Source organism: Sphingobacterium spiritivorum ATCC 33861 (assembly GCF_000143765.1).
In the GTDB taxonomy this organism is placed as follows: domain Bacteria; phylum Bacteroidota; class Bacteroidia; order Sphingobacteriales; family Sphingobacteriaceae; genus Sphingobacterium; species Sphingobacterium spiritivorum.
Genome location: NZ_GL379770.1, coordinates 869,873 through 894,402 on the forward strand (window position 1 = coordinate 869,873; position 24,530 = coordinate 894,402).

9 protein-coding genes are annotated in these 24,530 nt (G+C 43.3%); 5 read left to right on the forward strand and 4 right to left on the reverse strand.

All coding sequences use genetic code 11. From position 1 onward, the window contains the following. Nucleotides 1-5: 5 nt before the first annotated feature. From HMPREF0766_RS03915 to HMPREF0766_RS03930, 4 genes are read left to right on the forward strand one after another with little or no spacing between them, the layout of a single operon-like run. On the forward strand, nt 6-1,484 hold the full coding sequence (locus HMPREF0766_RS03915; RefSeq protein ID WP_002993913.1) for a hypothetical protein: 1,479 nt from the start codon (nt 6-8) through the stop codon (nt 1,482-1,484). After that, nucleotides 1,465-1,908 carry a rhodanese-like domain-containing protein gene (locus HMPREF0766_RS03920; RefSeq protein WP_002993914.1) on the forward strand — a complete coding sequence of 148 codons (444 nt, stop codon included), beginning with the start codon at nt 1,465-1,467 and terminating at the stop codon, nt 1,906-1,908. Before HMPREF0766_RS03915 ends, HMPREF0766_RS03920 begins: the two co-directional genes overlap by 20 nt. Then, a complete protein-coding gene (locus HMPREF0766_RS03925) occupies nt 1,839-3,347 on the forward strand; it encodes an MBL fold metallo-hydrolase (protein WP_236590550.1) in 1,509 nt (502 codons plus the stop codon). The genes HMPREF0766_RS03920 and HMPREF0766_RS03925 overlap by 70 nt, the downstream gene beginning before the upstream one ends. An 8-nt stretch (nt 3,348-3,355) precedes the next feature. Beyond that, nucleotides 3,356-4,798, forward strand: a complete 1,443-nt coding sequence (locus tag HMPREF0766_RS03930) for a phytoene desaturase family protein (RefSeq protein WP_002993916.1) — start codon at nt 3,356-3,358, stop codon at nt 4,796-4,798. Nucleotides 4,799-4,902: 104 nt separating this feature from the next. Here HMPREF0766_RS03930 and HMPREF0766_RS03935 read toward each other — a convergent pair whose 3' ends face one another. From HMPREF0766_RS03935 to HMPREF0766_RS03950, 4 genes are all read right to left on the reverse strand, one after another. After that, nucleotides 4,903-7,188: a family 20 glycosylhydrolase gene (locus tag HMPREF0766_RS03935; protein ID WP_002993918.1), complete on the reverse strand. Its 2,286-nt coding sequence runs from the start codon at nt 7,186-7,188 to the stop codon at nt 4,903-4,905. A 220-nt stretch (nt 7,189-7,408) separates the two neighbouring features. Then, nucleotides 7,409-8,881 (reverse strand): efflux transporter outer membrane subunit, encoded by a 1,473-nt coding sequence (locus HMPREF0766_RS03940; RefSeq protein WP_002993921.1) that lies wholly within the window; start codon nt 8,879-8,881, stop codon nt 7,409-7,411. A 1-nt stretch (nt 8,882) separates the two neighbouring features. Then, the gene (locus HMPREF0766_RS03945; protein WP_002993923.1) at nt 8,883-12,035 is read right to left on the reverse strand and encodes an efflux RND transporter permease subunit; all 3,153 of its coding nucleotides are present in this window, start codon (nt 12,033-12,035) and stop codon (nt 8,883-8,885) included. Nucleotides 12,036-12,119: 84 nt separating this feature from the next. Continuing rightward, a complete protein-coding gene (locus HMPREF0766_RS03950) occupies nt 12,120-13,295 on the reverse strand; it encodes an efflux RND transporter periplasmic adaptor subunit (RefSeq protein ID WP_002993926.1) in 1,176 nt (391 codons plus the stop codon). 706 nt (nt 13,296-14,001) lie between these two features. Between HMPREF0766_RS03950 and HMPREF0766_RS21800 the strand changes: the two genes are divergently transcribed. Beyond that, nucleotides 14,002-24,530: Ig-like domain-containing protein (locus HMPREF0766_RS21800; RefSeq protein WP_169311199.1), on the forward strand; the 10,529-nt coding region annotated here is incomplete at its 3' end.

The window sequence follows — 24,530 nt, forward strand, 5'->3', positions numbered from 1 at the left end:
CAGTTATGACACAAAGCACTATTATCGAACCGGGATATGTGAAAACGTCCATAGACCGATGGGATTCGGGTAGAAATATTATCTTCCGATTCTTCTTTATATTTATTCTGCTCTTTATTATTCCTGTAAAATATGAATGGTATGCTCATTTGTTCAAAAGCAGATCTTTCTATGAAGTCTTGTCATCTGTAGCCGGATTTCGTCCGGGGCTGATCGAGATATCTGGAGAGAGCGGCAAATGGGGACTCCTCTCTTTTACTTCATGGGGACTTACGGCTTTGATCGCAATTGCGGGTGCCTATCTTTGGGCCTGGTTAACCCGTAAGTCTGCCCCTTTTCCTGTTTCAAAGGGATACTATTGGCTGCGTGTGCTGGCCCGTTACCGTATTGCAATCGGAATTATAGCTTTTGGATATCTGAAATTATATCCGATGCAGATGCCCTTTCCTTCGGAAGCCAATCTGCATACTGCATTTGGCGATTATGCTCCATTCAAATTATATTGGCAGGCAGTAGGACTTTCGCTGTGGTATCAGATATTTCTGGGCTTTCTGGAGATTGGAGCCGGAGTATTAATGTTTTTCAGAAGAACGACTGCATTGGGAGCTGTTATCAATGCCGGTGTGCTGTATAATATAGCACATGCAAATCTGGCGTATGATGGAGCTGTGCATCTGTACAGCGGATATTTTGTTGTTCTTTCCCTGTTTGTATTGTTGCAATATATCCCGGGTATATGGCAGGTGTTTATCAAAAAGCAGGATTTTCAACCCAATTACTATACACCTCAATGGGACACTGCCGGACGCAGGTTATTTTATAAGGGTAGTAAGTATCTGTTTATTCTGTTGTTTCTTTTTTACTACGGATATAAGCGTTATGAAATGCACTACAATGAGGGTAAACTAAAGGAACCGATAGTGCCGGGACTGGCAGATGCTGCAGGATATTATCATATTTCCGCTTTCGATCTTAATGGTAAAAGACTTCCTTATAATCCGTTGGATTCTATCCGCTGGCATGATGCTGTTTTCGAACGGTATTCTACTTTGGTCTATACCGTCAATAAGGCATATCCTATTAATCTGGATAACGGTACTCCTAAAGCTACAGATCTCTTTAAGGATTATGAATTCACCGGCAGGGCAGGAGGTAAGCGGTATCTATATTATGAAATAGACAGCACAGCACCTTACTTGTATCTGGTAGACAAAAACCAAAAATTTGCAAAAGAACTGGTGCGTGAACGCAGTGATATACGTATGGATCTGAAACAAAAATATCAGACAGCCTGGCGCGACAGTCTGCATATTCTGCGCTGGAACTACGAAAGACTGCCAAACGGAGGTATCAGATTAGCAGGTAAGATTAATGATAAAGATTCTATACAGGTGGTTCTGAACAAACAAGAAGAACAGCATCCTATCGGAAAAGGATGGTATACCCGTAATAATATTTACAGCTATGGACAAAATAATAATTAGACAAATATATACTACCGGGCTGGTCTTTCTATGGCTGCTCCTTCCGTATGCAGTACATGCACAGCAAAATGGAAACCGGGATGCGGAACATTTTAAAGCGGCATTACTTGCCGACAGTACAATTCAGCTTATTGATGTACGCACTCCTGCTGAATATAAAGAAGGCGCTATTGCGGGATCAATTTTGTTAAACTGGAAAGATAGTACTGCTTTTGAGCAGGGGATACAAAAGCTGGAGAAAAACCGGCCTGTATACCTGTACTGCAGAAGCGGAAACAGAAGCCGTCAGGCTGCAGACCGGTTGATCAGTCTGGGATTTAAGGAAGTCATCAATCTCAGCGGTGGAATAAAAGCATGGGAAGAAAAGGGATATTACCTGAAGAAGGATACACCGGAAAGTACGAAAGGGAAAGGAGATCACTGATGCATAGAAGACGTTTTGTGAAAGCAGGCATTCTTGGAGTTGGGCTGTTCTGCTTCCCGGTAAGAAGTATAGCTGCGGGAATACGTAAAGCAAATAAGAACTACCATGTGCATCAGTTTACGGATGAAGGACTGGCGCATTTTTCCTATGCAGTCTATGATGATACATCTATCTTGCTAATCGATCCGGCAAGAGATATACGGCCATATCTGGATTTTGCAGAAGCAAATAAGCTGCGTATAATTGCTGTAATTGAGACACATCCGCATGCAGATTTCGTGAGTGGACATGCTGAATTGCAGCGCCGCCTGCGGATTCCGGTCTATGTAGGAAACAGGTATCAGGCAAAGTTTGCGCATAAGCCTTTGCGGGAAGGTGATCGTATCGTTTTAAACAGCGAGGTACATCTTCGTGTGCTGGATACTCCCGGACATTCTCCTGAGAGTATCTCTTTGATTCTGGTTGACCAAACAAGAGATACTTCGTTGTTCTCCGGTGATACGTTGCTTTTCGGAAATGTGGGACGGCCGGATTTACGCAATACAGACGGGGATCCGCATAGTGCCCGGGAGCAACTTGCGAGGGACATGTATCATACCGTTCAAAACAAACTGATCCCTTTGGATGATCAGCTTGATCTGTATCCGGCTCACGGAGCCGGATCGTTGTGCGCATCGGGGATCAGTGATGCGACATCCGGTACAATCGGTCATGAGCGCCTTCACAATCCTGCTTTTAAAATTCGTAACGAAGAAGAATTTGTCTCCTGGATATTGGCAGATCTTGGTTTTGTTCCGGCATACTTTACATTTGATGTACATCTGAATCTGCAGGGAGCTGCGGATCAGGAGGAACGTTTGTCTGCCATAAAGATGTTACCTGATAATGCTGCACTTCCGGAAGATACGCTGATTCTGGATACCAGGCCTCAGCAATATACGGCCTCATCTTATGTTAAAAATGCTGTCCTGATACCGGGAGAAGGTAAGTTTGAAACCTGGTTGGGTACGGTTATCCTGCCTGGTGAAAAGTTCTATCTGCTGGCTGAAAGTGAAGATCGTCTGCAGCAAAGACTCCGGCAGATTGCCAAGATCGGGTATGAGGGACAGGTGTCGGGGGCATTGCTATATGACCGTCATCAGGAAGGACCTCCGCAAATCGTGGTAAACGATGTGACCACACATCCTGAAAATTATTACATTATTGATGTGCGAAATGAAAACGAAGTGCGTAAAAACCGTATTTTTAAGCATGCTATCAATATCCCTTTGCCTGATTTGCGGAGACGTATTGCAGAAATTAAAACGGATAAACCTATCGTGGTTCATTGTGCGTCCGGATACCGGTCGGCTATAGGTATAAGTTTGCTGCGGAAGGCACAGCAAGATGCTGTTATTTACGATTTCGGGCCGGCTATTAAAAATACAAAACCTCAATAACTGTTGAAATGAAGAAAACCCAGTATGATGCTGTAATAGTAGGAGCAGGACCTAATGGTCTCGCTGCGGCCATTACGCTTCAGCAACAAGGCCTTTCTGTATTATTGATAGAAGGTAAAGATACGATAGGAGGAGGTATGCGCACATTGGAGTTAACGTTGTCGGGATATGCGCATGATGTATGCTCTGCCATTCATCCCATGGCTTTGGGATCTCCGTTTTTTGCTACTTTACCTTTGTCAGATTACGGTTTGGAATTCATTCATGCTCCTTTAGCTGCTGCGCATCCTTTTGATGATGGCAGTGCAGTTTTTTTATCCCGGTCACTGAGCGATACAGCAGAAGCGCTGGGTAATGATGCTGAACGTTACCGTTCTCTGATCGGGCCTTTTGCCGATCATTGGGAAGCACTGGCCAGCGATAGTATGGGACCCTTGCGTTTTCCGAAGAATCCCTTGCTGATGGCCAAGTTCGGACGCTATGCATTACAACCGGCAGATGTTCTGGTCAGTAGATTTCAGAATCCCAGGACCCGTGCTTTGTGGGCCGGAATGGCAGCTCATGCGATCCAGCCTTTACATAATTTGGCATCTTCTGCTGTTGGGTTAATGTTGTTAGCTGTCGGACACCGTAAAGGCTGGCCTATACCAAAGGGAGGATCGCAGGCGATAGCAGATGCACTGGCTACGTATTTTGTTTCTCTGGGGGGTGAAATCCGGACAGGCGTATGGATAGAAGATCTGGATGATTTACCTCCTCATAAAGTGGCTTTATTTGATGTCACCCCCCGCCAACTGGACAAGATAGCTGGGAACAGGCTTAAAAAATCGTATAGCAAGCAATTGAAAAAATACCGGTACGGTATGGGGGTATTCAAAATGGACTGGGCTTTGGATGGTCCTGTTCCTTTTCGGTCTGCAGATGCCCGATCTGCGGGTACCGTACATCTGGGGAATACATTCGAGGAAATAGCAGAAGGAGAATGGAAAACATCCAAAGGACAACATGTCGAAACTCCTTTTGTACTGCTTGCTCAGCAAAGCCTGTTCGATACAGGGCGTGTGCCGGAAGGAAAGCAGGCGGTATGGGCATACTGCCATGTGCCAAATGGGTCGACACAGGATATGAGCAGACAAATCGAGAATCAGATCGAGCGCTTTGCTCCCGGATTTAAAGATCGGATATTAGCCAGAAATACGATGGATACACAGGCTATGGAAACGTACAATCCTAATTATATAGGAGGGGACATCAACGGAGGTATCATTGATATCCGTCAGCTGTATACCCGTCCTGTCTTAAGCCTTTCTCCTTACAGAACTTCTCTGAAACAGGTGTATATCTGTTCTTCTTCCACACCTCCGGGCGGAGGTGTTCACGGAATGTGCGGTTACCATGCTGCCCGACTGGCGCTTCAGGATATTTTTGGTATCCGGATTCCCGGGCTGTGAATTTGGGGTTATTGTATCAATCTCTTTTTGATAAAATACAAACAGCCTCTCCTGAATTACAGGAGAGGCTGTTCTGTTAATACATTGTATAACAGATTTATCTGTTAATGGTAGAACCATTTATCAGGTACCGGTTTTACTTCTCCTCCATCTTCACTGTAATCCAGTTTTAATGTAAATCCGCCTCCGGCTTCAATAAAATCAATGGCGAAAGCATGAAAGCCTTCTTTTAAAGCTATCTGACCACTTTTGACAACTGCCGAGTGCTGTCCGTCGTTATCGATGACAAGTTGATTGTCTATTTTTAATATTCCACCATCGTCGCAAGTCAGATAGAAGTTATAAACAGCTTGCTTCGGTACACGGATATATCCCCGGATTTTTGTTCCGAAAGAAGCCATTTTTACGGTATCACTGATATGTACATTTGCTAATACTTCAGTACGTACGATGTTGCCTGTCATTTTCTGAGAAGTAGGGAATGTACCTGCAAAGAAATCAGCCGTTAATCCTTGTTTCAGCTCCTCCGGTTTCACTTCAGCAGCTTGTTTCCAGTCATCCTTTTTAAAATTAACGGTATAGATTTCACTTTTTGCTCCGTTAGCAGCTACTGTTGCAAATCTGACTTTCCCCGGAGTAGTGACCTTCAGTTCATTATTCAATACAGGACTGTCTTTTGCAGGGACAGCTCCGTCCAGTGTATAATGTACCTGAGCCCCCGGTAAGGGATTGTCTACACGTAAGACGGAGGTACCGTCAACGATTACCTGTTCTTCTGAAAATCCTGTCAGATCAGGTAATCTGTAATTCAACTGCATCGTTTTCCATATCCCATAATGATTGATCAGTCTTTTTTCATAGCTCTCAAATAGAGTTGTGTCCGTCCATACACGTTCGGCCAAAGCACTCAGTCGTGGCAGGATCATAAATTCCAGACGTTCTTTAGAAGGAATCATTTCTGTCCATATATTAGCCTGAGCTCCCTGAATAAGGGATCTTTTATCTGCGGGAATATCTGCCGGAACCACATTTAACTTGTAAACGCTTTCCAGAGAACTTTTATTAGGCAGATAATCAAAGTAGAGCGGATTGGTCGGCGTCATGATAACAGGATGATTGCGTTCAATTGCCTTTTGAGGGGCATCTTTGACCCAGCCACGCCAGTACATCACGGTCATGCTTGGATCCGATTTACCTTCCAGTATCTCATCCCAGCCAATGGCTACCTTATTATTCTTGCGGATAAATGTATTGATCCGGCCTACAAAATAACTTTGTAAATCTTCCAGGTGCGCTATGCCTTCTTCTTTCATAAGTTGCTGACACAGCGGAGACGCTTTCCAACTGGTTTTCTCCACTTCATCTGCTCCGATATGGATGTATTTGCTGGGAAATAAATCTATTACTTCCTGAAGTACGTTTTGTGTAAATGTATACGCACTCTCTTTACAAGGGCATATGGGTACGGAGAACTGTGTACCCCAACCGGAAGAAGCCCCGTCAAGTAAGAGTTCAGGATAAGCTTTGGTCGCGATCATCATATGTCCCGGCATATCGATTTCAGGAATAATCTCTACACTGCGCGTTGCGGCATATTTTATGATTTCCCGGATGTCATCTTGTGTGTAGTATCCTCCGTATTCTTCTTTTCCGTCTTTGATACGAATATGTTCTTTGGGCAGATTAAAGTCCGGATTGTCTTTTGCTTTTACAAAACATGCTGAGTCTTGATTATTGTATGACCGCCATGCGCCTTCCTGGGTTAGTTTGGGATAACGCTTGATTTCTATCCGCCAGCCCTGATCATCGGTTAAATGAAGATGTAACTTATTAAATTTATAAAGAGCCAGTAAGTCTATGAACTTAAACAGATAGTCTTTAGAAAAAAAGTGACGTGCAACATCGAGTTCAACACCTCTCCATTGATATGTGGGCGCATCTTTGATTTTTATATAAGGAAATGTCTTGTTAATGCTGCTCTCCGACAGTGCCGACATTTGTTTTAAGGTCTGCAAGGCATAAAATGCTCCGGCCTGTGTAGATGCTTTTATTTGAATTCCTTTCTCATCAATATTCAGATTATATCCTTCAGGAGTAATATTATTATCCCTGATCAGCTGTATGTTTGCATTTTTTTGAGCGGATTTGTTCCATTGGTTTCCGATAAAAATATGTTGCTTTAAGTACTGCTCAGCATCTCCGAAAAGTTTGCTGTCTGTGGTATAATACAACAGCTTCTGTGCATTAAAAGCCGAGGAGCTTTGCTGTACATCCATTTGTTTAGGATAGGGGATAAGGTCTAGTTGGCGGGATGAGGATTGCCCGATAGCGGTGTTACTGGTATATAAGAAAAATAGTAAACCTAATAAGGACGGAATAGCCTTTTTCATAAATTTTAAAATTGTTTTGCACAGCAAGATAAAGAACTTTTATGATAAATCAATTTAGCATCTCTTTTGGAGCCGAATTTCAAACTTTTAAGAGATTGTTTTTTTAGACGAGATATGTGCTATATTTTTCCGCCAGAGGAGATTCTGCTTAGCTATTTTGCCTGACCGAAAAAGTCAGGCAAAATAATGTATCCTATATTTTACATGCAGAATACGAAGTCTATTCTTTCCATCCTCCACCTAAGGATCGGTAGAGATCCACATATGATTCAAGATGTTTTTGCCTTAATTCCACAAGATCCAGTTCACTTGTGAGGGCATTGCTTTGGGCGGTGATCACCTCCAGATAGGTGGCATAACCACTCCGGAACAGGAGTCCTGCATTCCGAACAGCCAGTTCTGAATTAGATACTCTCTTTTTTGCAAATTCCAGTTGCTCCCGTTGTTTTTCTACGGTGATGATGGAATTGGAAACTTCACTTACAGCCTCTAATACCGTTTGCTGTAGCGCTAATTCTGCCTTTTCACGTTCCAGTTTTGCTATTTCATAATTTGTCTTTAGCGTCCTGTTCTTAAAGATCGGGGCTGTCAGATCTCCGCTTATCCCGCCAAGCAAGGCACCGGGTATATTGAACCAGTTTTTTGGTAACATTGCATTTACACCCAATGATCCGCCAATGGACAATGCCGGATATCGCATGGCCTGTTGTACATTAGTATGTGCATTTGCGGAGATCAGTTGAAATTCTGCGCTCCGTATATCCGGCCGGTTCCGGACAATTTCCAATGGTGATCCCAGGGATATTTCCTGATTTTCAGCTATCAGATGTTCAAAACTCTGACCTCTTTGAATCCGGTCAGGCATCTGTCCTGTGAGGGTACGCAAGGCATTTTCCTGAACAGCGATTTCTTTTTCCAGTTCAGGCACCAGTGATGCGGCCACCAACCGTTGGGATTCTGTCTGTTGTATCGCTAAAGCGGTGATCTCTCCGGCTTCGTATTGCAGTCTGATCATACGTAACGTGCTGTCATTGAGCTGTACATTTCGTTTGGCAACTCTGATCTTATCATCCAGCATCAACAGATTGAAATAACCTTTGGCTATACTGGAAATCAGATTGGTCTGTATGGCATTTTTAGCTTCATAAGTGTCCAGATATTGAGCCAGCAGCTGATTTTGCTGACTGGATATTTTGCCCCATACATCAAGTTCCCAGCTGAAGCGTACTTCTGTGCCAAACTGAGATAAATAGACAAACATATCATCCGGCGCATCCTTTTGCTTCTTGTCATACCATCGGGAGGAGGGACCACTTCCGAAATCAGAAGAGCGCCATTGCCTGTTGGCATTTGCAAGAGTCGCTTCTACCGAAGGCAAATAATTCGCTTTATTCTGAATCACCTGACGGTTTGCAATCCGTGTATTGAGAAGTGCTGTCCGCATGTCAAAATTGTTGATGAGAGCACTGTCTATTAACGCAAGTAAAGTGGAATCATGGAAAAATTCCCGCCATGGAATGCGGCTTATGGTCGTTGTATCTCCAAAATAATCAAGTGTATCACTGCGATACTGTTCCGGCAGATTCAAGTCCGGTCGTGTGTATTTTTCTCCTATTTTACAGCTTTGTACAACAAATAAGGTTGTGAATAGCAGCAGGATCAACGTAAAGCTATATCTGTTTTTATTTATCATATCAGTCTTGAGATTTTAATTTATTGCGGACTTTTTCATCCAGTGTTTTGAACACAATAAAGAGTACGGGTATTATAAAAATGCCGAGTAACACACCGAAAAGCATACCACCGGCTGCACTGAAGCTGATAGAGTGGTTACCTATCGCAGAAGGACCTACCGTCCACATCAGCGGAACAAGACCTGCTACAAAAGCAAGTGAAGTCATCAGGATAGGGCGGAGTCTCATCTGCGCCCCGGTCAGTGCCGCTTCTACTATACTCAATCCTCTGTCCCGTTGCTGTACTGCAAATTCGATAATCAGGATAGCATTCTTGGCTAGCAGTCCGATCAGCATAATAAGGCCTACCTGTACATAGATATTATTTTCAAGTCCCACCATCAGAATCGTTCCGTATACACCCACAAGTCCGACAGGAACAGACAAAAGAACGGCCCACGGAAGGATATAACTTTCGTATTGAGCAGAAAGCAGAAAATAGACAAAAAGTATACTCAGTGCAAAGATCAGTATGGTCTGCGAGCCGGATTGACTCTCTTCAAAACTCATACCTGTCCACTCAAATCCATAGTTGACCGGCAATTTGTCATCAGCCAGTTTCTGTATTGCTTTCATCGCATCACCTGTACTGTATCCTTTGGATGGAGTGGCATTCACCGAAATCGCATTATAAAGATTATATCGGGTAATGGTTTCAGGACCGACCACTTTTTCCAGGGTAAGAATGGTGCTTACGGGTACCATCTCTCCGTTTTTATTTCGGACAAAGATGGAATTGAAAGATTCCGGATCTTTACGGTAGTCCATATCTGCCTGTACATATACCCGGTATTGTCTTCCGAACCGGCTGAAATCTCCGGCTTGTACCCGTGCAAAATAGGCGCGGATTGTCGTCATGAGTTGCTTGATGTCCACACCCAGAGTTTTGGCTTTCACCGCATCAATATTCACCTCATACTGTGGGAAATTGGCTTTGAAAGCCGTATAGGCATTTTCAATTTCGGGAAGTTCATTAATCTCGTTGATAAAGGTATCGGCAATTGTATTGAAGTCGCGGATATCCCCTCCCAGTCGATCCTGAAGAACTAATTCTATACCTGCAAAATCACCGAAGCCCTGTACAGTCGGACGTGGAAAGACAGTGAATTTAGCTTCATTGATCTGTGATAAATCCTTTCGTATCGTGTCCATAAACGCTTCGATATTATGTATCTTTTTACGTTCGGCATGAGGTAACATATTGATGTATCCTGCCGCAAATGCAGGGCTTGAACTTCCGTCCAGTACATTAAAACCTGATACGGTAGTCATTCCCTTAATATCTTCTCTATTTTTTAGAATACTGTCAGCCTGACGCAATACTTCTGTCGTACGGGTGAGCGATGCTCCCGGAGGCATAGCCAGAGAGTAAGTAATAAAACTATCATCTTCTGTCGGGATGAAACTTTTCGGAGCATGAACCATTAAAAATACCCCTGCAGCAGTGATAAGTATTAGTCCTACCCATGTCAGTGGTTTGTGTTTTATCAGTTTTTTTACTCCCGAGATATATCGGTCTGTCAAGCGGTCAAAAGAAGTATTGAAGGCATGGAAAAACCGTTTTTTGTATTTTGTGAATTTGCTGTCTCCTTCTTTTATTCCTGTTTCTACCGCAGAATGTTTGAGCAGTAAAGCACATAGTGCCGGACTGAGGGTCAGGGCGTTGAGTGCGGAAATAAGAATAGCCGTAGCCAAAGTGTAAGCAAACTGTCTGTAAAATATTCCGGCAGGGCCTTCCATAAAACCTACAGGCAGAAATACAGCGGCCATCACCATCGTAATAGATAAGATCGCGCCAGTGATCTCCGACATCGTTGATAGAGTCGCTTCTCTGGCTTTGAGTCCTGTCGCATGCATTTTCTGATGAATAGCTTCCACGACTACAATGGCATCATCGACCACAATACCGATTGCCAGTACCAGCGCAAACATGGTCAGTACATTGAGCGAAAAGCCGAAAAGCTGAAGAAAAAAGAAGGTACCTACCAGGGATACCGGTATCGCGATAGCCGGAATCAAAGTGGATCTGAAATCCTGTAAAAAGATAAAAACGATAATGAAAACCAGAATAAATGCCTCAAACAAAGTGTGCTTCACCTGATTGATCGATTCATCGATCTGGTCTCTTACGGCATAAGTAATTTCATATTTGATACCTTCAGGAAAAGATTTGGCCATTCCTTCCAGTGTCTTGCGCACAGCTATATCAATGTCATGTGCATTGGATCCGCTGGTCTGGGTCAGATTCAATGTCAGTCCCGGATGACCGTTTACCTTGTTGTCACTTCCGAGATTGGTAGCTCCGAATTCTATGCGGGCTACATCCTTCAGGTAGAGAACAGATCCGTCTTTGTTTGTTTTGATAACGATATTCTCAAATTCTTCGGGCTGCGTAAGCCGTCCTTTGTGACGGATTACTGTTTCGAATGCCTCGTCCGAAGTTTCTCCGAATTTGCCGGGAGCAATTTCAAAATTCTGGTCTTTAATCGCATCCATAACATCCTGCGGGACAAGGGTGTAGAGCGCCAGTTTCTCGGGATTAAGCCAGAGGCGCATGGAATAATCCCGTGCACCGACTCTGGATACTTGTGCTACACCATCCACACGCAGCAGGGGACGCATCATATTGATCTGTGCATACGCCTGCAGAAATGTTTCATCATATACGCTATCCTGATGATCTGAATAGAGGTTGATGGTCATAATGACTCCACTCTGTCGGGGCATAACGGTAATCCCGGCCTCGTTGACTTCAGCGGGGATAGAACTGATGGCCTTGGAAATCCGGGTTTGCACATTCACGGATGCTACATCGGGATTAGTGCCGGTCTTGAAAAATACCTGTACAGATCCCGAACCGGAATTGGAAGCTGAGGACTTGATGTAAGTCATATCTTCCACACCATTGATAGCTTCTTCAATAGGAAGCAACACGCTCTTGGCGACAGTCTCTGAGTTGGCACCGGGATAACTCAGCGATACTACCACACTGGGGGGAGCAATCTCCGGAAAACGGGATACCGGTAATAGTTTCAATCCTACTAATCCCAGAATGACCAGCAAAATAGAAACCACCGTAGCGAGTACGGGCCTGTTGACAAATGTTTTCAGCATAAATGATTGATAAGGTATGGCAAATAATGTCCGATCCCCTGATACAAACTATCGGGAGACTCGGGCATATGATAAAAAAAATATTTAGTTATGTTGCGCTATCGGCATAATGGCAGAACCATCTGTGATCTTGTCAAATCCACTTAAAATCACGCGGTCACCTTCTTCAAGACCATCAGATACGATGTAGTTGTCTTTACTTTTTCCTGCAATTTTGATGGTTTTTCTTTGCGCTTTATTTTGTTTGTCGATGACGTATACAAAAGTTTTGTCCTGTAATTCCTGCGTAGCGACCTGCGGGATCTGCAGTACATTTTTCTTTATTTCCGCTATTTTAAGTGTACCTGTACTTCCTGTACGTAGGATATTATCCTGATTGGAAAATGTCGCACGCAGGGAAATCGCTCCGGTAGTACGGTCTACCTGACCATTGACAGCATCTACTTTTCCTTTTTTAGGATAGGCTTCACCATCTGCAAGTACAAGGGTTACATCCGGAAATGTCAACCGATTATTGTTGTTATATTTGACACCCGCAATACTATCCTCCCGGGCTTTAGCTTTAGAGAAATACAGAAAATCAGATTCGCTCATGGCAAAGTAAACATACACTTCCTGCACATCCGAAAGAACAGTGAGCGGGTCGCTGTCTCCCTTGGAAACAAGATTTCCTATACGTTTTGGAATACGGCCGATATAGCCGCTTACAGGTGCTTCTATAATAGTGAAATTTTTACTGATCTGCGCACTTCGTACTGCTGCAGAAGCCTGATCCAACGATGCTTTGGCTACATCATAGTCAGATTTTGCGGCATGTAACCGCACATCTGAAATAACATCATTCTGTACAAGAGGGCGGAGACGGTCAATTTCAAGTTGAGCATTTTCAAGTTTTGCCTTAGCTACATTAGCCGTAGCAATCATATTGTTGAGTTGTTCCTGGTAAGTGGAGGCATCGATTTTAAAAAGTTTCTGACCTTTCTGAACAAATGACCCTTCATCTGCGTAAATTTCCTGAAGGAGGCCTTCTACCTGGGGACGGATCTCGACATTCACCTTTCCTTCAATGGTCCCAAGGTAATCTTTTACCGTGCTTGCATTACTTCTTATCACTGTGTGGACAGGGAGAGCCGTAGGCTTGTTTTTGTTCTCTTTCTCTTCTGATTTGCCTGATGTACAGTGTGTTAAAATGGTGGCTGATAGGAGTAAACCTAAACTAAATGTGGTAAATTTTAAATTAAACTTTCTTGATTTCTTCATTAATACTTTCGCTCTTATTTACGTAACTTTTCTATTACAGCATTGCTTTATGAACGCTAGAATGGAGCTTTTGATTTGTATTTAACAAAAATTAACATTTTAACTAATAACGGATACAGGAAAATAAAACGATAGAATAGTTTATATATTGTGAAATAGTTAATAAAAAAGCAAAAAAGCCTTTTAGCGCCTGTTTAAATTCGTATATACAGCTCAGAATTGTCCGGATATGTATCCAAAACCGGAAAAATAAGTTTTTCAGAAATATCTTTCTAATTCCACTGCGCATGAGCAAGGGAGAAAAACAGACTGATGTTGGGATTAGTCTAAAATATGCTTCTGTGATTTTGTGCGTAAGATTTGAGAAAATTTAGTTGTGTCTGTAACTTGAAACAGGGGTTTCTTAACGACTGTGAGCTTAGTGTATATTTTACTAATCAAAAAGTATTATCCAAAAAGTTAAATTAACCATATGTTTTTCAGTTATTTGTTTTAAGTAACTAAAAGGTAAAATATTATTTTTTAAAAAATATTTACGTTTAATTATTTTATTAGATAACTTTGTTAGGAACAAAAAATGATATATATCACTTTTTTTAGCTGAATCGTGTCAATTTTTGTTTAATTGCTGATATCTATTTAAAACATTTATTACCTAAGAGTTTACAGCTTTCGACTGCTGTTTTAAATGAAAAGGAAATTGCTTATGAAACCGCAAACTAATTCTTTAGCCTTGCCAAAGAGGATTTGGCACCTGTGTATTCTATTGGTTTTAATCCTGATAAATGTCCCCGGCACGGGATATGCACAGACCAGACAATATGCTACCGTCGCTCCTTCCTCCGGGAAAAATCAGGCAACAATCTTGTTAGGTGCAATAAGTGGTGGATACTCATCAACGACCTCTAATGCAGCTAGTGTAACTAATCCGGGATTGGCAGCTGATGGAAATCCGGGTACTCATTCAGTCTTGACAGCTTCGAATTTATCTCTTGCTATTATTGATGTTTCAGGAGAAGCCTGGTTGCAGATGAAATTTCCTTCAGCCTTGGCAGCCGGTACAACATCCTATGTCAAAATAGATAAACCTACCCCGGGCGGAGGTCTTAATCTGGATCTGGTTACAGGAGTTGGAGGGCTTCTGGGACTATTACAACAAAACGTAATTATTCCTGAGGTATACACCGGAGCAACCAGTTCCAGTGATGGCACTATGATCAATAGTGCTTCTGTGGTTTCATCAATAGTACAGGATGCCAGCGGAAATAATTACATAGCTGTAAAATCTTCACAATCGTATAATGCTGTCCGCGTTAAATTAAGAAGTCAGAGTGCGCTGTTGGGGCTTTCTATAGGTGCTTCTCTCTCTCTGAATGTCTATGACGCATTTGCAGTGCCTTCGGCTACAGCCTGTAATCCGGCAACCTATACGGATGAAGGAAAAGTAACAGGAATAAATGTTCAGTTAGCGAATACCGTAATAAATCCAACATATGCAATCGATGCAAATACTTCAAACTACTCAGAAATCAGTCTGGGAACATTGGCAGTAGGCGGATCAGCATCTCAGTCTATTTATTTTCCAACACTATCTGAGCCTAATTCCAGACTTAAAGTACGGATGCAGATAAATCCTACAGCATTAAACGTCAATCTGATTGGTGCCTATGGAGTACGTGCGTACAATGGTAATACGCAGGTATTTGAACAAGTGATCGGAAGCGGTTTGATCGGAGGCCTCGATGTATTGGGTCTGCTGAACAGTGGCGGAATTGTAACGGTTCCTTTTGATATTGCAGCACAATATGACAGGGTCGAGTTGGTGCTGTTCTCCACGGTCAATCTGACCACCGGATCAGGAGTACGGTTATATGCTGTGTCACGCACAAGTGCTGCATGTCCGGAGCCTCCTCCGACTGCAAGCCCTCTTTTTCAACCTGTATGTGCGAATACATCTATAGTTTCGATGTCCAATGTGGATGATGCACAAAATGCGGTAGACGCCAATTTTGACAGTTATGCAACCATTCGTTCTGATGCCGGTATCCTTGTAGGGGTAGGAAGCAGACAGGGACAACTGGAGGTAAGTTTTCCTTCTGCCGTACCTGTAGGAAAGACCGCTTATGTTCGTATAGACTATGATCAGGATGTGTTGAAATCATTGCTGGCAGGTAGTATCGGAGAGCTGGTCGGCGGATTAGTAAACGGGCTGGTCTTAGGTGATCATTATTTTGAAGTACAACTCAACAATGGCGGAGGAGCCCCGTTATTGTCGGCTTCCAGTGCCAATAGTTTCAGTGCTGCTGCCGGAAAAATCCGGATTGTTCAGGACAAAGCCGGAAGATATTACATCGCTATAAAATCAGATGTTCCTTACACCAATATTAAATTAATTGATCATACAGCTTCAGCATTAGGGGTTCTTGCTCCAAACAAATACCTGAATGTATACAACGTATGCTATGATAACAGTTCTGCGATTTGTGATCCTGCATTTTCTACTTCTTACGAAGGAACAGGTATTACCTTAGGATTATTACAAATCGGAAATACCGGAGTATTAGCTCCTGAATATGCTATTGATGATGATGCCAATACTTCTTCAAAAATTAACCTGGGAACATTAGCTGTAGCAGGTTCTATGTCTCAGTATATCAATTTCAATTCATTAAGTGACCCCAACTCTGTATTCAAAATTAAACTGGCAATCAAAGCCAGTCAGACACTAAATGCGGATCTGCTGGGTGCTTATGAAGTCATCGCTTACAATGGCAGTACGGAAGTATACCGCAGATCATTAGGTGGCGGATTGCTGAACGGTACAAATGTATTGGGTATTCTTGGCGGCGGCCAGCCCGGTACATTGACCTTTGCTCCGGGTAAGGTCTTTGATCGCATTGAGATCCGGGTAAACAGTGTGGTAAATGTGAGCGCATTCCAGTCTTCATTAGAAGTCTATGATGTAAAACGATTTGGCCCTGCAGGTTCTGCCTGTCCGGATCCTGACTTCACATTGCCTGCTGCAACGGCTACGCCTTTTGAGATTCCGGCTTGTGATGCAGCTGTGGTGGCATGGGAACATGCAGATTATCCGAATCTGGCTGCTGATGGAAATAACGAATCATTCGCAACATTGACTGCAAGTAACGGACAGTTACTGGGAATAGGTGCTTATAACGGTTTCCTTGAATATGAATTCCCTACAGCTCTGCCTGCAAATAAGACTACATATGTCCGTATCGATATGGACGGTGATCTGCTGGGTCGTTTGCTGAGCGGAACATTAGGAACTCTGGTTAATAATGTAGGCGGATTGCTGCTGGGACAACACTATTTTTCTGTAGATGCCAAAACTGCTCAAACCGGTGGTACAACAGTACTGACAGGTTCCAGCCAGGCGGGATTCACGGATGTAAATGGTGGAGATCTCCGCATTGTACAGGATAATGCCGGTCGCTACTACATAGCCATTACACCAAATGCAGCTTATAAAAATATCCGCATTACGGAGCATTTCCCTGCATTAGCCGGACTGACGCAAAATGTCGCCTCGATGAAGATTTTCGAAGCATGTCATGAAATTGGTGTGAATAACTGTCTTCCTGCTCAATTTACATCATTTGACCAGTCCGGACTTTCATTAGGATTGCTGAATGGTGCAGGTGTCAATAATGCAGACCATGCTATCAGTCCAAGTTCATCCGATTATTCTGAAATCTCAACCGGAACTGCTGCTGTGGCTGCACAGGTAGCACAACGTATATATTTCAACAAGTTATCTACTGCGGGAGACACGTTAAAAGTTCGTTTGCAGCTGGACCCTTCAAGTCTGGCATCAGTAGATTTGTTGGGCAGATATCAGATCCGTACATATAACGGAAGTGCCGTTGCAGAGACCTTTACGCTGCAACAGGGACTGATCAATAACCTGAACTTATTAAATCTGTTCCGTTCAGGAGGTGTACAGACACTTACATACAGAACAACATTACCATACGACAGGGTAGATATTATTGTCGGTTCTACACTCAATGTAGCATTGACTCCTTCTGTACGACTTTATGAAGTAAAACGTATCGGTCAGGGATGCCCGACAACGACTACACCTTCTCCATTTGAAAATCCGGTATGTATATCTTCTGTAATCGATGCCGGCAATGCAGATGACATCAACAATTTATTTGATAATGACTTTGACAGCTATGCCACACTGAAATCAGGGGCCGGTCTGTTATTAGGTCTTGGTAATAAATACGAAGGTTTTGTTGAATTAGGTTTCGGTCAGAAAATTGCAGCCAATAAAACAGCATACATACGCATTGACTTTGATGAGGCTTTACTGAATAATTTACTGGGGGGAAGTATCGGTGGAACACTGGCCAGTGTGGTGAATAATCTGGTATTAGGAAACCACTACTTCTCTGTACAGGTCAAGGATGGTGCTTCAGTAATTCTTCAGGGAGGAAGTAATAATAATTTCAATAATAATAACGACCGGATCCGGATTGTACAGGATAAATTAGGTCGCTATTATATCGCTGTCACACCATCTGCACAGTATGATGCTATCCGTATCACGGATCATACCAACTCTGCCTTAGGTTTGTTGGCGCAACCAAATTCAATGAACGTATATGGTGCATGTGTAGATAATCCATTAACAGATTGTCAACCTGTGTTTACCACTTCTTATGATGCAAGAGGACTGGCATTGACAGCTCTTGGGCTGGCCGGATCCGGCGTGGCAAATCCTGACCATGCAATCAATATCAATACAACTGATTACTCAGAAGTAAGTCTGGGCAATGTTGCTGTAGGTACTTCTGTGAAACAATATTTTGACTTCCGTAAGCTGGCTTTACCAAGTGAAGTTATTAATCTGACTTTACAATACGGAAGCGGTGCATTAGATGCAAACCTTATCGGAGGAATAGAAATTATAGCTTACAATGGAGTAACTCCGGTTGCTACATTAGATGTACAAAGTCAGCTGATCAACGGACTGAATGTACTGGGAATTTTGAATAACGGAGCTAAAGGTACTATTCCTTTTGCGCCGGGAGTAGCTTACGACAGAATCAGTGTCGGCCTGAGAGGGGTATTGAACGTAAGTGCATTGCCTGCCCTCAGAGTATATGCAGTAGAGAAAGACTGTAATACGCCAATGTTCAAAACATGGAAATCATTTAAAGTCAGTAATGATCCGGCTATTACAACTGTCAAAGGCGGCGAAGAAGTGGAATATACCATACATGTCCGCAATACAGGAAATGTAGCACTTAATGATTACATCGTGACGGATGCTATCCCTGCAAATACAGTTTATGTCGCTGGATCTGCCGACGCTTCCGGTGGCTCAGTTGCTTCAGGTGTAGTGACATTCAGCAATGTGGATATTGCTGCAGGTGCTACTGCTACCCTGACTTTCAAAGTAACGGTAAATGCAGATCTGACAGGTGTGACAGCTATTAACAATGTTGCACTAGTGAAGAAAGATGCTGCTGATCCTGGAAAAGAGACCTTCCCTCCGGCAGCAGGTAATCCGAATGAACCGGATGAAACAGCCGGTACAGGAACAAAAATACCTGTGACGCCAATAGCATCTGCAGTGTCATGGAAAGCTTATAAGGTTAATACAGATGCAAGTATCACGGCTGTCAAAGGCGGAGAGCAGGTAGAATATGCTATCTATGTCCGTAATAACGGTAATCAGGTGTTAAACAATGTACAGATCAGTGATGTATTGCCTGCAGGTGTGACCTATGTATCAGGTGGATCGCAGGCAAGCGGTACGGTATCATTTGTGATTCCTACATTAGCAGTAGGAGCGACTAACGGTCCGTTGACATTTACTGTATCAGTCAATCAAAATCTGAGCGGTATCAGTAAAATAACCAATATCGCTACAGTAAAAAGTAATGAAAATAATGTACCGGCAGAGAGTTTCCCTCCGGTAAATAATGCTAATCCGACTGAGCCGAATACCGGTGCAGGACCAGGAACTTCTCTGGATGTAACTACTGTGAATAACCTTGTGTCTTGGAAAGCATATAAAGTAAATAATGATGCAACGATCACCAGTGTAAAAGGTGGTGAAGATGTACAGTACACCATCTATGTCCGTAATGAAGGAAACCAGAATGCAACAGGTGTACTTGTCAGTGATGTATTGCCTGCGGGATTGACGCATAAGAACGGTGGTACGCTGACAAACAGTACAGTCAATTTCGCACCATTAGATATTCCGGTAGGGCAGGTACGGTCTGTATCCTTTATAGCTACTGTCATTAAAGATCTGACTAACATTGCACAGATTAACAATATCGCAGTAGCAAAACTCAACCCTGCTGACCCGGGTGTACAATCACATCCACCAATCAATAACAGTGATCCGTTGACCGGAGGTCCGGACATCACGCAGACAGGAACCGTGATTGCGGTGACTCCTGCACATGATGTTGATTTTGCATTGCTGGGCTTGAGTAATAACATGACCAGTACAAGTAAAGCTGTGGAAGGCGACGTAATTACTTATACATTAACGGTCAAAAATACAGGAAATACAGCCCTCACAAATGTGACGATTACAGCTCCTATTCCTACGCATACCACATTTGAAACCGGAACAATAACCGGTGGAGGTACAGTGTCAGGAAATGAAGCAACTTTTGTGATTCCTTCATTAGCAGTAGATCAAACACTGACCTTTAGCTATAAAGTGTTGGTAGGCGCAATTCCTCCGGGAGTAGATAAGATCAGCAATACTTCGGTTGTGAGCTTTGCAAATGAAATTGCCGGACAACCGAATAAAACTAAACAAGCATTGTCTGAACTGCAGACAAATTGTAATCCAGTAGTCGCGGCAGATATCACGCTGGCTCCGACATCAGGAACAATATGTCTGGGTGATGAAGTGGAAATAACGGCATCAACAGCGTTAAATATTCCAAATGCAGTATATCTGTGGTACACTAATCCTGCATTGACAGGCACACCACTTGTAGGGCCTGTCCAGAGATTAAGCCCTGCTGTGACGACTACTTATTATGTAGTAGTGTCAGGAGATGGATTCTGTTTCAATACTCCGGCAAAAGAAATTGAGATTTCGGTATTGAATTTTCCTCCTATTCCTACGATCAGCATCACTGGTTCTGCCGCAATATGTGAAGGTACTGGTTCGACAGTGTTGACCGCAACATCTGCCGGAGCATCTTCATACCAGTGGTATAAAGACGGAGCAATTTTGCAGACTACCAATACCAATACCTTAACGGTCAATGCAGGTGGACTTTACACGGTAAAAGCATTCAATGATGTCAATGCTACAGGTTGTAGCAGTGAAGTATCCGCTGCTGTAGAGGTGACTGTCACTCCGAGACCGGCACAGCCTGCTATCACTTCGCCTGCTGCGCCTGCATGTGAAGGATCTATTATTGAATTGACTTCAAGTGCAACTACGGGTAATCAGTGGTACAAAGACGGTGTATTGCTGACAGAAAATAATAACGGAACTACTGTTCCGGTAACAGGACAGAAAATCTTTGTATCTACCGGTGGAGTATATACCGTTAAAGTGACGGATCAGCTGACGGGATGTGAAAGTCTGGAATCTGCTCCTGTGACAATAGTAATAAACCCACTTCCGGTAATTACATTAACCGGAGAAACCAGAATCACGACGGCAGTCAATGTAGCGGTAACCCTTCCAACGGTTACAACTTCACCTGCTACAGGAGTGACTGTAAAATGGTATGATCAGGCGGGTGTCGAAACCACCAATCTGACACCATCATTCGCTGCTCCGGGTGTATATACATACACGGTAGTAGCACAGAATGATGCAACAGGATGTACCTCATCACAATCTGTGCTGATACAGGTGTATGATGCAAACAGCTGTCCTCCTCAACTGGTACGTGTGTATGCAAATACACAGTCTTCCGGAAGTATTATTACAGGAGGAGTGAGCGATGGTGCGAATGCAGTAGACGGAAACCCTAAAACATACTCGACGATCACTACAGGATTAGGATTGTTAGGAATTGGTACAACATGGCAAAATGTAAACTTTGATCAGGTCGTACCTGCAGGTACTCCGGTTACTATTAAATTAGGTAAAGAGTACAGCTTACTATCTGTTGCAAGTGGTCTGTCTGTTGTCGGACTGGATGCAAACGGAAATGATATCGGAACACTTAAATCCGTACAGGGAGGACTTCTGGATCTGCTTGTTGCAGACAATGTTATAGAGTACACATTTGTACCTGCAAGTGGATCAGGGCCGAAAGCTTACAAAGGCGTACGTATTGTGCAGGGAGCATTACTGAGTCTGGCTCAGAATGCGAAAGTATATCACGCGTATTATACAAAAACCGGTGCTGTAGATTGTGCTCCGATCGATAACCAGACAAACAGCAATATTTTAGATATGCTTTATGGTGTACAGGATATAGGTCTGGGCGTAGCAAGTGCAACAGCAAGTGTGATAGACCCATGGTTAGCTGTGGATAATGATTTGAATACTGCTGCGCAAATCAGCAGAGGTGCTGCGGTATTGAATGTGGCAAGTCTGACACCTGTATTCAAGTCGCAGACTATGCCTACGGATTCATTGCGTATTATTATTGAAGACTCGGGCAACGCACTTCTTAATCTGAGTTTACTGTCAGGTTTTGAGATCCAGCGTTATTTAGGAACAGCGAAAGTAGGACCTACATTGGATAACAATGCTGATATTCTGAAACTGAAATTATTGAACTTCTCCGCTAATAAGAAGAAGTTAATGATGGCACCATTCGATCAGCCATTTGATCGTGTGCAGATCTCTTATGGAGATGTGGTAAATGTGAACCTGGGTAATCAGATCAAGGTTTATGATATCAGTATCATACCGACTATAGATTATGGAAATACACCAGGTACTACACTGGAAATCTGTCAGGGAGATAACCTCACCATCAAGAAACAGGATGATTGTACAGTCTATGCGGTGTACGATGAAAATGGTAATCTGCTGGTAACTTCAGATCAGCTGAACTTTACAATTCCTGCAACGACAACTGCAGGTGTACACAAATATTTTATACAAGCTGTAAGACAAGGTTGTGAAATTGGACCAAGACAGGAGATTGAAGTCCTGATCAATCCGCTGCCTGTGGTACAGACGTTGAAGATCAACGGACAGGTGCGTTCCGGTAATGAAATCAGTCTGTCCCCGGGTAAAACAGCCACATTTGAGTTGACTGTAGATGATGCTACAGCAACATTCCAATGGCAGGAGTTGATTGGAGGTACATGGACAGCTATAGCCGGACAAGCAACCTCTACATTAGTGAGAACAGTTCCTTTGGTAGCAGCAGGTACTCGCTATGAATACCGTGCATTGATTAGCAGCACAAAAGGATGTGATATTATATCTCCTGTGGCAGCTCTTGTCGTAGCTCCGCAACAAGTAGATTATACGAAATCAAAATTAGAAATAGTTAAAAACAACGCTATAGCAAATGGGGTAGATGTAAATACACTTCGCGCAACTATAGTAGATGAATTTGATAACCCGATTGCAGCTACAGCAGTAGACTTTAGTTATACCAGTCTGGTCACAGGCAGTGTAGTCACTACGCAGTTGAGTACAGATGCATCAGGTATTGCTGTGCTGAATATTACCAGTACGAAGATTGGTGATGTAGCTGTCGCAGCGACTGTTGCCGCTACAGCCATCAGTGGTAGTCCGCAGACGGTTACATTCGTAGCCGGACCTGTTGACTATGGTAAATCTAAACTGGTTATTATCAAAGACGGCGCTATTGCCAATGGGGTAGATAAGAATATCCTGGAAGCTACTATTGTAGACGCATTTGATAATCCGATTGCAGGAGCTACAGTAGCCTTTGGCTATACGGATCTGGCAGACGGCCAGGTGAAGGCTGTCAATATAGTGACCGATGCTTTAGGCAAATCTGTACTGGAACTGACTAGCACGAAAATCGGTGCTGTCGATGTGAGCGCTTTAGTTGCCGGTACAGCTATCAGTGGCAGTCCTCAGACGGTTACATTCGTAGCCGGCCCTGTAGATTATGGTAAATCAAAACTGGTTATTACTAAAGACGGTGCTATTGCCAATGGGGTAGATAAGAATATCCTGGAAGCTACTATCGTGGATGCATTTGATAATCCGATTGCAGGAGCTGCGGTAGCCTTTGGCTATACCGATCTGACAGACGGTTTGGCGAAGATAGCCAATATAGTGACTGATGCTTCAGGCAAATCAGTTCTGGAACTGACTAGTGCCAAAATCGGAGCTGTAACGGTAAGTGCAGAAGTCTCAGGTACAGCTATCAGTGGTAGTCCGCAGACGGTTACCTTCGTAGCAGGCCCTGTTGACTATGGTAAATCGAAACTGGTTATTATCAAAGACGGCGCTACCGCCAATGGCGTAGATAAGAATATCCTGGAAGTTACTATCGTAGATGCATTTGATAACCCGATTGCAGCAGCTACAGTAGCATTTGGCTATACCGATCTGGTAGACGGTCAGGTGAAGGCTGTTAATATAGTGACCGATGCTTTAGGCAAATCTGTTCTGGAACTGACCAGTACGAAGATCGGTGCTGTCGATGTGAGCGCTTTAGTTGCCGGTACAGCTATCAGTGGCAGTCCGCAAACGGTTACTTTCGTAGCAGGCCCTGTTGACTATGGTAAATCTAAACTGGTTATTACTAAAGACGGTGCTACAGCCAATGGCGTAGATAAGAATATCCTGGAAGCTACTATCGTAGATGCATTTGATAACCCGATTGCAGGAGCTACAGTAGACTTTGGATATACAGATCTGACAGACGGTTTAGCGAAGACAGTCAATATAGTGACAGGTGCTAACGGTAAATCTGTACTGGAACTGACCAGTACGAAGATCGGAGCTGTGAAGTTCAGTGCAGGAGTAGCCGGCACGGCGATCAGCGGAAGTCCTCAGACCGTTACCTTCGTAGCCGGGCCTGTAGATTATGGTAAATCTAAACTGGTTATTATTAAAGACGGAGCTACAGCGAATGGCGTAGATAAGAATATCCTGGAAGCTACTATCGTAGATGCATTTGATAACCCGATTGCAGGAGCTACAGTAGACTTCGGATATACAGATCTGACAGACGGTTTAGCGAAGACTGCCAATATAGTGACAGGTGCTAACGGTAAATCCGTTCTGGAACTGACCAGTACGAAGATCGGAGCTGTGAC

What these genes read in the sequence shown, in the direction of transcription:
- HMPREF0766_RS03920 (WP_002993914.1), top strand. Translation starts at nt 1,465, where the DNA reads ATGGACAAAATAATAATTAGACAAATATATACTACCGGGCTGGTCTTT.
- HMPREF0766_RS03925 (WP_236590550.1), top strand. Translation starts at nt 1,839, where the DNA reads ATGGGAAGAAAAGGGATATTACCTGAAGAAGGATACACCGGAAAGTAC.
- HMPREF0766_RS03950 (WP_002993926.1), bottom strand. Translation starts at nt 13,295, where the DNA reads ATGAAGAAATCAAGAAAGTTTAATTTAAAATTTACCACATTTAGTTTA.
- HMPREF0766_RS03930 (WP_002993916.1), top strand. Translation starts at nt 3,356, where the DNA reads ATGAAGAAAACCCAGTATGATGCTGTAATAGTAGGAGCAGGACCTAAT.
- HMPREF0766_RS03935 (WP_002993918.1), bottom strand. Translation starts at nt 7,188, where the DNA reads ATGAAAAAGGCTATTCCGTCCTTATTAGGTTTACTATTTTTCTTATAT.
- HMPREF0766_RS03915 (WP_002993913.1), top strand. Translation starts at nt 6, where the DNA reads ATGACACAAAGCACTATTATCGAACCGGGATATGTGAAAACGTCCATA.
- HMPREF0766_RS03940 (WP_002993921.1), bottom strand. Translation starts at nt 8,881, where the DNA reads ATGATAAATAAAAACAGATATAGCTTTACGTTGATCCTGCTGCTATTC.
- HMPREF0766_RS03945 (WP_002993923.1), bottom strand. Translation starts at nt 12,035, where the DNA reads ATGCTGAAAACATTTGTCAACAGGCCCGTACTCGCTACGGTGGTTTCT.